This is a genomic window from Massilia sp. GER05, assembly GCF_052056005.1.
Classification (GTDB): Bacteria; Pseudomonadota; Gammaproteobacteria; order Burkholderiales; family Burkholderiaceae_D; genus Telluria; species Telluria orientalis.
Genome location: NZ_CP178858.1, coordinates 494,027 through 506,531, shown reverse-complemented (window position 1 = coordinate 506,531; position 12,505 = coordinate 494,027). Strand labels below are relative to the sequence as shown.

At 66.6% G+C, this 12,505-nt stretch carries 10 protein-coding genes; 3 read left to right on the top strand and 7 right to left on the bottom strand.

The window, feature by feature from the left end; translation table 11 throughout:
• Window positions 1-223 precede the first annotated feature (223 nt).
• From ACL58G_RS02225 to ACL58G_RS02210, 4 genes are all read right to left on the bottom strand, one after another.
• Window positions 224-1,705, bottom strand: coding sequence for an NAD-dependent succinate-semialdehyde dehydrogenase (locus ACL58G_RS02225; protein ID WP_440964932.1), 1,482 nt, complete (start codon window positions 1,703-1,705; stop codon window positions 224-226).
• A gap of 157 nt (window positions 1,706-1,862) precedes the next feature.
• Entirely contained in the window at window positions 1,863-2,837 is a 975-nt protein-coding gene (locus ACL58G_RS02220; RefSeq protein ID WP_440964930.1) for a M14 family metallopeptidase, read from the bottom strand.
• Window positions 2,834-3,931: a tartrate dehydrogenase gene (locus ACL58G_RS02215; RefSeq protein ID WP_440964928.1), complete on the bottom strand. Its 1,098-nt coding sequence runs from the start codon at window positions 3,929-3,931 to the stop codon at window positions 2,834-2,836. The genes ACL58G_RS02220 and ACL58G_RS02215 overlap by 4 nt, the downstream gene beginning before the upstream one ends.
• Window positions 3,932-4,061: 130 nt before the next feature.
• A complete protein-coding gene (locus ACL58G_RS02210) occupies window positions 4,062-5,147 on the bottom strand; it encodes a tartrate dehydrogenase (protein WP_440964927.1) in 1,086 nt (361 codons plus the stop codon).
• Window positions 5,148-5,253: 106 nt separating this feature from the next.
• On the opposite strand from ACL58G_RS02210, the gene ACL58G_RS02205 reads away from it, so the two are divergent.
• Entirely contained in the window at window positions 5,254-6,174 is a 921-nt protein-coding gene (locus ACL58G_RS02205; RefSeq protein ID WP_440964925.1) for a LysR family transcriptional regulator, read from the top strand.
• 176 nt (window positions 6,175-6,350) lie between these two features.
• Here the strand turns inward: ACL58G_RS02205 and ACL58G_RS02200 are convergent, their stop codons facing one another.
• The 3 genes from ACL58G_RS02200 to yihA all read right to left on the bottom strand — a co-directional run bounded on the left by ACL58G_RS02200 (window position 6,351) and on the right by yihA (window position 9,397).
• Window positions 6,351-7,598, bottom strand: a complete 1,248-nt coding sequence (locus tag ACL58G_RS02200) for an MFS transporter (protein WP_440964923.1) — start codon at window positions 7,596-7,598, stop codon at window positions 6,351-6,353.
• An 84-nt stretch (window positions 7,599-7,682) separates the two neighbouring features.
• Window positions 7,683-8,696, bottom strand: a complete 1,014-nt coding sequence (gene hemB / locus ACL58G_RS02195) for a porphobilinogen synthase (protein WP_056126520.1) — start codon at window positions 8,694-8,696, stop codon at window positions 7,683-7,685.
• Window positions 8,697-8,710: 14 nt separating this feature from the next.
• The gene (yihA, locus tag ACL58G_RS02190) at window positions 8,711-9,397 is read right to left on the bottom strand and encodes a ribosome biogenesis GTP-binding protein YihA/YsxC (protein WP_371765272.1); all 687 of its coding nucleotides are present in this window, start codon (window positions 9,395-9,397) and stop codon (window positions 8,711-8,713) included.
• Window positions 9,398-9,572: 175 nt separating this feature from the next.
• Here yihA and ACL58G_RS02185 point away from each other — a divergent pair, with 175 nt between their 5' ends.
• Together ACL58G_RS02185 and ACL58G_RS02180 are read left to right on the top strand one after the other, a co-directional pair.
• Window positions 9,573-10,256, top strand: coding sequence for a c-type cytochrome (locus ACL58G_RS02185; protein ID WP_440964921.1), 684 nt, complete (start codon window positions 9,573-9,575; stop codon window positions 10,254-10,256).
• A 143-nt stretch (window positions 10,257-10,399) separates the two neighbouring features.
• Window positions 10,400-12,493, top strand: coding sequence for a cytochrome c biogenesis protein ResB (locus tag ACL58G_RS02180; protein ID WP_440964919.1), 2,094 nt, complete (start codon window positions 10,400-10,402; stop codon window positions 12,491-12,493).
• Window positions 12,494-12,505 lie beyond the last annotated feature (12 nt).

Below are 12,505 nucleotides of genomic sequence, written 5' to 3'. Positions count from 1 at the left end.
CAAGATCCTTGAGGTAAGGTCGAACGTCAGTCCATGGCGTCCGGCCTGTCACGCCGCATGGCGACGGGGCGGCGGCCCCTCGCCGTGGGCGCAAGCGCTTGTTGTGCGGCCGGACATTGATCCGAAATGTGCTCTGACCCCGGATTTTGGCCACAGATGTCGGGTGCAAAAAAGCCTGCGTCCCCTCGCGGGGAGCAGGCGGACAGGCGACGGACGGCGGGGCTTACGCCAGGCCGCCCTGGCAGCGGTACTTGGTTTGCGTGTAATCGTCCAGGCCGTAGCGCGAGCCCTCGCGGCCGTAGCCCGATTCCTTGACGCCGCCGAACGGCGCCGCCTCCGACGCCAGCACGCCCTCGTTGATGCCCACCAGGCCCGTCTCCAGCCGCTCGCTCACGCGCGCCACGCGCACGATGTCGCGCGAGTAGAAGTAGGCGGCGAGGCCGTACGGGGTGTCGTTGGCCAGTCGGACGACCTCGTCCTCGTCCGCGAAACGGAACAGCGGCACCACCGGACCGAAGGTTTCTTCCGACGCCAGCGCCATGTCGTGGCTGGCCTCCGCGATCACGGTCGGTGCGTAGTAATTCGGGCCGTCGGCGACGTCGTTGGCCAGGCGCTTGCCGCCGACGACCAGCCGGCCGCCCCTGGCCAGCGCATCGCGCACGTGGGCTTCGATCTTGTCGACCGCGCGGGCATTGATCATCGGGCCGATCTGCGCGTCGGCCCAGGTGGCCGGGCCGACACGCAGCGCTTCCACGCGGGCCGCCAGTTTTTGCGTGAACGCGGCGTAGACCGCATCGTGCACGTAGACGCGGTTCGGGCTCACGCAGGTCTGCCCGCCGTTGCGGAACTTGGCCGCCATCAGGCCGTCGACCGCGGCATCCAGGTCGGCATCCTCGAACACGATGAACGGGGCATTGCCGCCGAGTTCGAGCGACAGGCGCTTCAGCGTGCCGGCCGATTCGCGCGCCAGGCGTTTGCCGACCGCGGTCGATCCCGTGAACGTGATCTTGCGGACCCTCGCGTCCTGCAGCCATGCGCCGACCACGTCCGCCACCCGGTCGCGCGACGTGGTCACGATATTCAGCACGCCGGCGGGAAGTCCCGCCTCTTCCGCCAGCCTGACGAGCGCCAGCGCCGTCAGCGGCGTGTCTTCCGCCGGCTTGGCCACGACGGTGCAGCCGGCCGCGAGGGCCGGCGCGATCTTGCGGGCGATCATCGCCAGCGGGAAGTTCCACGGGGTGATGGCGGCCACGACGCCCACCGCTTCCCGCGTCACCGTCAACTGCTTGCCGCGCACCTGTTCGGGGATGATGTCGCCGTAGCCGCGCACGGCTTCCTCGGCAAACCATTCGACGTAGGACGCGCCGTAGGCCACTTCGCCGCGCGCCTCGGCCAGCGGCTTGCCCTGTTCGCGCGAAATGAGCTTCGCCAGGTCGTCCGTGTTGGCCACGATCAGCGCGTGCCAGCGCTTGAGGAAGCGGGCACGCTCGCGCGCGGGCCGGGCGCGCCAGTCCGGCAGTGCGGCCTGCGCCGCGGCGACGGCCAGCAACGCGTCGTCCGCGCCGCTGGCGGGCACGGTGGCGAAGTTCTCGTCCGAGGCCGGATCGGCGACGTCGTAGCGGACGCCGCTGCTGCTGTCGCGCCATTGTCCGTCGATGAAATTGTGCTCCTTGAGCAGGTCGGTGCGGGTCAGTGTCAGAGACATGGTCTTGAGTCCTTATGTGGAAGCGGGAAGGGGCCGGCAAACAAAAGCGGCACCGTTTCATGGTAGGCCGGACCCCGCGGCAGGATCGTACGGACGGCGGGCGGCAAAGCGGCGGAAATTGCGAATTTCGCGCCGCAGCGGCATGTTGTGCCGTGGATCAGTCCAGCAATTTCCCCAGCCGCACGACGGTCACGCCGGGCCGCAGCTGGCGCAGCGACGGCATGACGAGCACACAATCCGGATAGGGCGTCGTGACCGGCTCGCCGTCGCGCCAGCCGATCACGGCACCGGCGTCCCGGAAGGTTTCCAGGCCGGTGTAGTCGGCGGCAAAGCGGAAGTCCATGCTGGACGCGACCACCGGCTCGGTGACGCGCACCACGCGCGTGGCGGCGGGTTGCGGCTGCAGCCACGCGGCCGGCAGGTCGGACGGCTCGACGACCCCGTGCAGCAGCAGGAAGCGGCCCGTGACGTCGCGGGCGACGTCCACCGCGCCGGCTTCCCAGTGCTGGCCGCATTCGACCAGCAGCGCGTTCTTCTCGCTGTCCGGATCGCCGAAGCCGGCATAGTCGCGCATGCGCCGGCCTTCCGGGTGGCCCTCGTCGCTGACGATCCAGGCTGGCGTGCCGAGCCGGCGCGCCAGCGCGATGCCCTTGTCCAGCGGGCCGCAGACCGACAGCGGCGCGCAGCGCTCGTGCATCGAATGCAGGTCGAGCAGGAAGTCGACGGTATCGAGCACGGGCCGCAATTGCCGCGCGCGGCGCAGTTCGGACGAATCGCGGGCAGCGTCGTCGAGGATGGCCGCGGTCCATACGCGGTTGAGATCCTGGTCGACGAAGCGCGAGGCGTCGGGATGGGCCGGGTCGAAGCGCAGGTAGGCCTCGACGTTGGCGAATGCGAGGGTCAGCCTGCCCCGGCGCGGGCGAATGCCGAGGCCGAGCAGGTCCGCGACGGCGATGGCGCCGCATACCTCGTTGCCGTGGGTGAGCGCGTTGACCATCACGTGCGGACCCGGCACGCCGCTGTCGTACGTGTACAGGTACGGGATGCCGCCGTTGCCGGCGGCGTAGGGGCGCAGGTCCGGGAAGGCGACGTCGATCGGATAGGCGGAACGCGTGGCGGTGTCCATGGTCATGCCCCCGCCACCGCCACTGCCGCCGCGATGGCCTGGCCCACTTCCGTGGTCGAGGCCTGGCCGCCCAGGTCCGCCGTGTGCGGGCCGTCGCGCAGCACCTGCTGGATGGCGGCCAGGATGGCGTCGTGGGCCTGGCGCCCGGGGCCGCCGCCGGCATCGAGGAAGTCGAGCATCATCGCGCCCGACCAGATCATCCCGATCGGATTGGCGATGTTCTTGCCGTAGATGTCCGGTGCCGAGCCATGCACCGGCTCGAACAGCGACGGGAAGGCGCGTTCCGGATTCAGGTTGGCCGACGGCGCCAGGCCCAGCGTGCCGGTGCAGGCGGGACCGAGGTCGGACAGGATGTCGCCGAACAGGTTCGAGGCGACCACCACGTCGAAGCGCTGCGGCTGCAGCACGAAGCGCGCGGACAGGATGTCGATGTGCTGCTTGTCCCAGTCCACGTCGGGATACTGCGCCGCCATCGCCGCCGCGCGCCCGTCCCACCACGGCATGCTGACGGCCAGGCCGTTGCTCTTGGTGGCGACCGTGACGTGCCTGCGTTGCCGCTGCCGCGCCAGCTCGAAGGCGAAGCGCAGCACGCGGTCGCTGCCGATGCGCGAATGGACCGATTGCTGCATCACCACTTCGCGTTCGGTGCCCTCGTACATGATGCCGCCGACGGACGAATACTCGCCCTCGGTATTCTCGCGCACGATCATGAAGTCGATGTCGCCCGGCCTGCGGTTGGCCAGCGGGCAGGGCACGCCGTCGAACAGGCGGGCCGGGCGCAGGTTGACGTACTGGTCGAACTCGCGCCGGAATTTCAGCAGCGAGCCCCACAGCGACACGTGGTCGGGCACGGCGGCGGGCCAGCCGGCGGCGCCGAAGTAGATCGCGTCCATGCCGGACAACTGCGCCTTCCAGTCGTCGGGCATCATCTTGCCGGTGGCCGCGTAGTAGTCGCAGCTGGCCCATTCGACGTGCTTGTACTCGAGCCGGATGCCGAACCGGCTGGCGGCGGCGTCGAGCACGCGCAAGCCCTCGGGCATGACTTCCTTGCCGATGCCGTCACCCGGGATGACGGCGATGTTGTAGATGTGCTTCCCCATGAAGAACGCTCCTCGAAGATCGGTTGGGACGATGGATCTCCTTATCGTAGGCGCGAAGCGCCGGCGGGAACGGCCGTCGTGGGGGGCGCAAGTTGCGGGATGTTGTGTTTTTCAGGGCCGGTTCGGCATGTTATGCGGCACGAACCGCCTGCCCCGCCAGGAAACCGCACACGGCCCGCGTGACGTCCGCCGTCGTCGCCGTCCCGCCGAGGTCGCGGGTGTGCAGCGACGGCGTGGCGGTCACGCTTTCGATCGCGCGCATCACCTGCTGCGCCGCGCCGGACTCGCCCAGGTGGTCGAGCAGCATGGCGACCGACCAGAACGTGCCGATCGGATTGGCGAGGCCACGGCCCATGATGTCGAAGGCGGAGCCGTGGATTGGCTCGAACATCGACGGATAGCGGCCGTCCGGATCGATGTTGCCGGTCGGCGCGATGCCCAGGCTGCCGGCCAGGGCCGCGGCCAGGTCGCTGAGGATGTCGGCATGCAGGTTCGTCGCGACGATGGTGTCGAGCGTGGCGGGGCGGTTCACCATGCGGGCGGTCGCGGCGTCGACGAGTTCCTTGTCCCAGGCGACGTCCGGGAATTCCCTGGAGACCTGCAGCGCGATCTCGTCCCACATCACCATCGCGTGGCGTTGCGCATTGCTCTTGGTGATGACGGTCAGCCGTTTGCGCGGACGCGACTGCGCCAGCCGGAACGCGAAGCGCAGGATGCGCTCGACCCCGGCCCGCGTCATCATCGAGACGTCGGTCGCGGCTTCGATCGGATGACCCTGGTGCACCCTGCCGCCGACGCCCGCGTACTCGCCCTCCGAGTTCTCGCGCACGATGACCCAGTCCAGGTCCTGCGGCGCGCAGCGTTTCAGCGGTGCGTCGATACCGGGCAGGATGCGGGTCGGACGCACGTTCGCGTACTGGTCGAAACCCTGGCAGATCTTCAGGCGCAGGCCCCACAGGGTGATGTGGTCGGGAATGTCCGGGTCGCCGGCCGAGCCGAACAGGATGGCGTCCTTGCCACGCAGCGCGTCGAGGCCGTCGGCCGGCATCATGACGCCGTGGCGCCGGTAATAGTCGCCGCCCCAGTCGAAGTCCTCGAACTCGACGCTGAACCCGGCGCCCGCCGCGGCCAGTGTTTCCAGTACCTCGCGCCCCGCCGGCACGACTTCCTTGCCGATGCCGTCGCCGGGAATGGTTGCGATCCGATATGTCTTCATGGTGCCTGTCTCCTGTCTCGATGATGTGGCCGTACTGTAGGTGCTGGACGAACGGAAACAGCATGGCTAGACTCAATGCATCTTTAACCTGGGATCAAGAATCGGGATGAGTACGGGCTTACAGCCGGCCGAGCTGGGGTTTTTCGTGTCGCTGGCAACCTGCGGGAGCCTGAGCGGCGCGGCGCGTGAGCTCGGCGTCAGCACGGCCGCCGTCAGCAAGCGCCTGGCGCAGATGGAGGCACGGCTGGGCCTGCCACTGGTGAATCGCACGACGCGACGCATGAGCCTGACGCCCGATGGCGAAGTCCTGCTCGAGCACGCCCGGCGCATCCTGGACGACATCGCCGACCTCGACCAGTTGCTGGGCGCGTCGAAAGGCCAGCCCAAGGGCCAGTTGCGGGTGAACGCGACGCTGGGTTTCGGCCGTCTCCATGTGGCCCCCGCCATCTCGCAATACGTGCTGCGGTATCCCGAGGTCGACGTCCAGCTGCAGTTGTCGGTCAGGCCGCCGCCCCTCACGGACGACCAGTTCGACGTCTGCATCCGGTTCGGCGCGCCCGCCGACGCACGCGTGATCGCGAAGAAACTGGCGAGCAACCGCCGCCTGTTGTGCGCGTCGACGGGGTATCTCGCGGCCCGCGGCGCGCCGGCGAGTCCCGCGGACCTCGCGCGCCACAACTGCATCTGCATCCGCCAGGGCGACGACGCCCACGGGACGTGGCGCCTGCGCCGGGACGGCGCCGACGGCCCCGGCGAAACCGTCAAGGTGCGCGGCAACCTGGCGACCAATGACGGCGAAACCGCGGTCAACTGGGCGCTCGACGGCCACGGCATCCTGCTGCGTGCGGAATGGGATGTCGCGCGCTACCTCGACAGCGGACGGCTCGTGCAGGTATTGCCGCAATACGTCACACCCGATGCGGACATCTATGCGATCTATCCGCAGCACCGGCAGCAGTCGGCGCGTGTGCGTACGCTGGTTGCTTTCCTGGCGCAGGCGTTCGACGTTTCGTTTCGCCGCGAATAATTTTCACCGTGGAGATCCGAGAAACTTTGGCCTATAAGTTCGGCAACGGCAGCCGGGCCGTGGCGATCTTTTCCGACGTGGATTGCGCACCGTGCCGCACGATGCACCGGGAAATCGAAAAGCTGGACGACACGACGGTGTACGTGTATCGCCGCGAACCAGAAAGCCCGCTGAGCCTACGGCCGGCCCGCCGCGGCCGCCTGCGGCTTGTGGAACCGGCCCAGCACGTGCAGGAGCACGAGCGTCGCCACGATCCATCCGATCAGGATGCTCCACACGGCATCGTAATCGTGCGCCGCATCGTGGAGCATGCCGAGCGCCGGCGGCGTCAGGACGATGGCGATCTGGTTGACGGTCATGGCGGCGCCGAGGGCCAGCCCGACGCTGTCCGGCGGTGCCGAATCCGCGATGTACGTGACCCAGGGACCATACCAGCCCAGCGCAAAAAAACCGAGCACGGCGATCAGCCCGAACAGCCAGGATCGCGGCGCGTCGACGGGCAGGCCGATCAGGGCAAGCAGGCCGATGGCCGTGGCCAGCATGCTGACCGCCACGGGCACGAACCGGTCGCCGGTCTTGCCGCAGCGGTCGCTCCAGATCGACAGGACGATGCGGCCGACGCCGCCGCACAGCTGCATCGACAGCAGCATCCAGCCGCCCTCGCGCAACGGCAGGCCGAACCGGTCGCGCAGGAACAGCATCAGGAAGACGACGATGCCGTATTGCGTGCCGACCAGGGCCATGCCGGACCAGACGACACGCTGCATCCACCGTTGACGCACCATCCGGACCAGGAAGAAGACGGTCAGCACGGCACGCTTGCCGGGACGGTCGGCCAGCGTGGGCGGACGATAGACCGCCCAGAACAGCAAACCGGAAGCCAGCACGACGGCGACGCTGAACAGGAAGGCGGCGCGCCAGTCGCGCACGCCGACCAGGAACGGCAAGGCCGCCGCAGCCGCGGCGCCGCCGAGCGGCAGGCCCGCCTGCCGGATGCCCATCGCGATCCCCAGTTGATGGCCGTGGAACCATTGCGATACCGATCTGCTGCCGCCCGGCTGGACCGTGCTGTAGCCCATGCCGATCACGAACAGGGCGCCGCACAAGGCGAGGAAACCGGGTGCCACGCACGCGCCCAGGAGGCCGAGGGCCATGATCAGCATGCCCGCGCCGATGATGGCCCGCTCCGACTTGCGGTCGAGCAGGTCGCCGACGAAGAGCAGGGTGAAGATCGGCGCCACGGTCGAGGCGGTGATGAGCAGGCCCACCTGGGTGGCGGACAGGTGCAGATCCTTTTGCAGGTACCCGGCCAGCACGGCGATACCTTGCGTGACGAACGCCGCGCCGGCCTGGAGCACGGTGGCGACGGCCAGGATCAGCCAGCGGTAGGGGGACGTCCGGGAATCCTTGGGAAAGGCAGGCATAAAACTGGAGATGTTACCGATCCAGGATTGCCGGACGCTATCGAAATGTCACACATGAACGATGTGTAACGTTTCAAGCGTGTTTTATGCCGCGGCCTTCAGGCGCCGCGCCACATCCATCGCGAAATAGGTGAGCACGCCATCCGCGCCGGCACGCTTGAACGACATCATCGTTTCCATGATGACCTTGTCCGGATCGAGCCAGCCGTTCTGGAACGCGGCCTGCAGCATCGCGTACTCGCCGCTGACCTGGTAGGCGAAGGTCGGCACCTTGAATTCGTCCTTCACGCGCCGCACGACGTCCAGGTAGGGCATGCCCGGCTTGACCATCACCATGTCCGCGCCTTCTGCGATGTCCAGCGCCACTTCGCGCAGGGCTTCGTCGCTGTTGGCCGGGTCCATCTGGTACGTGTTCTTGTCGGCCTTGCCCAGGTTGGCGGCCGAACCGACGGCTTCGCGGAACGGGCCGTAGTAGCCCGACGCGTACTTGGCCGAGTAGGCCATGATGCGTGTGTGGATCAGTTCCTTCTCTTCCAGTGCCACGCGGATCGCGCCGATGCGGCCGTCCATCATGTCCGACGGGGCGACGACGTCGACGCCGGCCTCGGCCTGGGCCAGCGCCTGGCGCGTCAGCATCGCGATCGTCTTTTCGTTGACGATGTAGCCGTTTTCGTCCGGCAGGCCATCCTGGCCATGGGTCGTGTACGGGTCGAGGGCGACGTCCGTCATGATGCCCAGCTGCGGGAAGTGGCGTTTCAGCTCGCGCACGGCGCGCGGGACGAGGCCGTCCGGGTTCGTCGCTTCCACGCCGTCATAGGTCTTCAGCGACGCCTCGATGACGGGGAACAGCGCGAGCACGGGAATGCCCAGCGCGACCGCTTCCTCGGCCACCTTCAGCAGCAGGTCGACCGACAGCCGCTCCACGCCCGGCATCGACGCGACCTGCTGGCGCTGGTTCTGGCCGTCGAGGATGAACACGGGATAGATCAGGTCGGAGGCGGTGACGACGTTTTCGCGCATCAGGGCGCGCGAGAACGGGTCGCGGCGCATGCGGCGCATGCGCACGGCGGGGTATTGCGAAGGCGTGATGATCGGCATGGCGGTTCCAAAGGTTATTGTTCGGGATCGGCCGGATCGTCCTCCAGGCCGAGCAGTTCGATGATCTTGTCGTTGGCTTCCTCGATGCCGATGCGTTTCAGGGCCGAGAACAGCTGGACGGTGAACGGGAAGCCGTTGCCTTCCTCGTCGACATAGCTGTCCAGCACTTGCTGCGCCTGGCGCAAGGCGTTGACGGATTCGTTGCGGTTGAGCTTGTCGACCTTCGTGAGGATGCAGTGGATCGGCTTGCCCGTCGGAGCGAACCATTCCAGCATCTGGATGTCGAGCTCGGTGAACGGGCGGCGCGAATCCATGATCAGGATGAGCGCGGCCAGCTGTTCCCGCCGCTGCACATAGTCGCCCAGCAGCCTTTGCCAGTGCAGCTTGGCATCGCCCGACACTTCCGCGTAGCCATAGCCCGGCAAGTCGACGAGCAGGCCTTCGATTTCCTCGACCTTGGTCGGATCCTTGCGGTGCATGGCGACGTGCGCCCCGCCGATCGAGAAGAAATTGATGTGCTGCGTACGGCCGGGCGTCTTGGACGCGAACGCGAGGCCCTTCTGGTTCGTCAGGATATTAATCGCCGTCGATTTGCCCGCATTGGACCGGCCGGCGAAGGCGATTTCCGGCACCTGGGTCTTGGGAAGATCCCGCAACTGGTTGACGGTCGTGAAGAAACGGGCTTGCCAGAGTTTGGACATGAGGGAAGTGGAGCGAAAAAGACAACGAAGGTGAGGGCAGGAAACAAAGGCTATTGTACAATAGGGAGTTACCTGCCGCCGGCGAGCTTGAAGGCTCCATTGCCGACGCGGGGGCACGCGCATGACCGCTGCACTGCAACTGCAAGTTTATCTTTGACTTTTTCAGGGTGCTTGAATGAATCGTGTGTTCCAACCGGCCGCGTGTGCGGCGATCGTGAAGTCCTTGCTGGCCAGTTTCCTCATCGCGGGCAGCGCTCTTGCAGCGGACGCGGCCCACGCGCCCCCGGCCGCCGCCAAGGCCGATCCGGCCAAGGGCGGTTCCCTCTACGACACCGGCGACAATGCCCGCGGCCTGCCGGCCTGCGCGTCGTGCCATGGCGCCGGCGGCAATTCGACCATCAACACGAACCCCAAGCTGGCAGGACAGATCGACAATTACCTGCACAAGCAACTCGTCGACTTCACGACGCCGGCCCGCAACCAGCCCGTGATGACGACGTACGCCAAGATGCTGAGCGACGACGAAAAGAAGAACATCGCCGCCTTCCTCGCCACGCAGCAGCCCAAGCAGGGCGCCGCGCGCAACAAGGACACGCTGGAACTGGGCCGCAAGATCTATCGCGGCGGCATCGCCGACCGCGGCGTGGCCGCCTGCGCCAGCTGCCACGGCGCCACCGGTTCCGGCATTCCGGCCCAGTATCCGCGCGTGGCCGGCCAGCATCAGGATTACACCGTCGCCCAGCTGCAAGCGTTCAAAGCGGGTACACGCAGCAACAGCCCGCAGATGGCCACGCTGGCCAAGCGCCTGTCTGACGATGAAATGAAGGCAGTGGCGGACTATATCGCCGGCCTGAAGTGATACCCGGTATCAGCCGGTCAGAGTAAATAGAGCCGAATAATCGGCCTACAATAAAAAAGCAGGACAACAGGGAAGGGCGGCCGCGCAAGCGGTGCGCCCTTTTGTTGTATCCTCAATGAATGTTGTGTCTAGAGTGAAAGTCGATGAGTACCACCGGAATTGAACTGAAGACGCGCCGGCGCGGCGTAGCGGAAACGGTCGAACTGCTGTCCTCGATGCGTTTCGCAATCACCCTGCTGGTCATGATCGCGATTGCCGCCATCATCGGCACCATCATGCAACAGGACCGGGCGATGCCGGACTACGTGAACCAGTTCGGGCCGTTCTGGTTCGAAGTGTTCCGCAAACTGAGCCTGTACACGGTCTATTCGGCCTGGTGGTTCCTGCTGATCCTCGCGTTCCTGATCGTGTCCACGAGCCTGTGCATTGCGCGCAATGCGCCCAAGTTCATCCGCGACATGCGGAGCTGGCGTGATTCCGTGCGCGAAGAATCGCTGCGCAATTTCCATCACCGGAGCGAATGGACGGCGCCGCTGGACATGGTCCCGCTCGCGCAGCAGACGGCGTCCCGCCTCGTCGACGCCGGTTATAAAACGAAGATGGTCGACAAGGCGGGCGGCGTGCTCGTCGCCGCGAAAAAGGGCGCCGGCAACAAGTTCGGCTACATCTTCGCGCACACGGCCATCATCGTCATCCTGCTGGGCGGTCTGCTCGATTCGAACCTGCCTATCCGCTTCCAGCAATGGTTCATGGGCAAGACGCCGTATGCCGGCACGGGCCTCATCGCCGCCATCCCACCGCAGCACCGCCTGGGTCTCGGCAACCCGACCTTCCGCGGCAACACGATGATTCCGGAAGGCCAGGCCAGCGACACGGCGCTGCTCCAGCAGGCCGACGGCGTGCTCGTGCAGGATCTGCCGTTCACGATCGAGCTGCGCAAATTCATCATCGACTTCTACTCGACGGGCATGCCGAAGCTGTTCGCCAGCGAAGTCGTGATCCGCGACCACGAGACGGGCAAGGCGTTCCCCGCCACCATCAAGGTCAACGAGCCGCTGATCTACCGCGGCATTGCCGTCTACCAGTCCAGCTTCGAGGATGGCGGCAGCAAGCTCAAGCTGACGGGCTGGCCCATGACGGGCGCGAGCGACAAATCGTTCTCGTTCGAAGGCGAAGTCGGCAATGCGACCGAGTTGAAGCAGGGCGCCGACGTGTATTCGGTCGAGTGGTCGGGCTTCCGTCCGTTCAACGTCGAGAACACGAGCCAGAACAACGATGCGCGTGCCGTCACCAAGGGCAAGAGCCTTGAGGAACAGTTCGCCCAGACCTTGTCCCAGCACTCCGGCTCGGCCGCGAAGAACGTGGGCAACAAGGACCTGAAAAACGTCGGTCCCAGCGTGCAATACAAGCTGCGCGACAAGACGGGCCAGGCGCGCGAATTCCTGAACTACATGCAGCCCGTGACCCTGGACGGCCATGAAGTGTACCTGGCCGGCGTGCGCAACAATCCGTCCGACCAGTTCAGCTTCCTGCGCATCCCGGCCGACGACGAGCACGGCCTGCGCGAATGGATGCGCCTGCGCGCCGCGCTCGCCGACCCGTCGCTGCGGGAAGAAGCGGCCCGCCGCTACGCCGCGCGCGCGCTGCCGCCGGGCGACGCGAGCGGCGCGCTGTCCGCGCAGTTGCAGGAATCGGCCGCCAAGACGCTGGCCATCTTCGCGGGCGACGGCAACCAGGGCGGTTATCTCGCCGTGTCCAAATTCCTCGAACGCATCCCCGCCGCGGAGCAGGAAAAGGCGGCCACCGTGTTCATGAAGATGCTCAACGGCGCCATGTGGGAACTGTGGCAGGCTGCGCGTGTGCGCGCCGGCGAGCAACCCGCCACGCCCACCGAGGCCCACGGCCGCTTCCTGCAGCAGGCGACGAACGCCTTGTCCGACAGCTTTTTCTACGGCGCCCCCGTGTTCCTCGCGCTGGACGATTTCAAGGAAGTGAAGGCGTCAGTGCTGCAGGTGACGCGCTCGCCCGGCAAGAAAGTGGTCTATGTGGGCTGCCTGTTGCTGGTGCTGGGCATTTTCTCGATGTTCTACATCCGCGAGCGTCGCGTCTGGGTCTGGGTGAAACCGGCACCTGGCGGCGGCACGCATGCGCTGATGGCGATGAGCACGCAGCGCAAGACGCTCGATTTCGAGCGCGAATTCGAAGACTTGAAGACCAAATTGCCGCAATCGGCGTAAGCTAGCAGAGCA

Coding starts and splice junctions, on each gene's coding strand:
- ACL58G_RS02225 (WP_440964932.1), bottom strand. CDS start 1,705: ATGTCTCTGACACTGACCCGCACCGACCTGCTCAAGGAGCACAATTTC.
- yihA (WP_371765272.1), bottom strand. CDS start 9,397: ATGTCCAAACTCTGGCAAGCCCGTTTCTTCACGACCGTCAACCAGTTG.
- hemB (WP_056126520.1), bottom strand. CDS start 8,696: ATGCCGATCATCACGCCTTCGCAATACCCCGCCGTGCGCATGCGCCGC.
- ACL58G_RS02205 (WP_440964925.1), top strand. CDS start 5,254: ATGAGTACGGGCTTACAGCCGGCCGAGCTGGGGTTTTTCGTGTCGCTG.
- ACL58G_RS02220 (WP_440964930.1), bottom strand. CDS start 2,837: ATGACCATGGACACCGCCACGCGTTCCGCCTATCCGATCGACGTCGCC.
- ACL58G_RS02180 (WP_440964919.1), top strand. CDS start 10,400: ATGAGTACCACCGGAATTGAACTGAAGACGCGCCGGCGCGGCGTAGCG.
- ACL58G_RS02210 (WP_440964927.1), bottom strand. CDS start 5,147: ATGAAGACATATCGGATCGCAACCATTCCCGGCGACGGCATCGGCAAG.
- ACL58G_RS02200 (WP_440964923.1), bottom strand. CDS start 7,598: ATGCCTGCCTTTCCCAAGGATTCCCGGACGTCCCCCTACCGCTGGCTG.
- ACL58G_RS02215 (WP_440964928.1), bottom strand. CDS start 3,931: ATGGGGAAGCACATCTACAACATCGCCGTCATCCCGGGTGACGGCATC.
- ACL58G_RS02185 (WP_440964921.1), top strand. CDS start 9,573: ATGAATCGTGTGTTCCAACCGGCCGCGTGTGCGGCGATCGTGAAGTCC.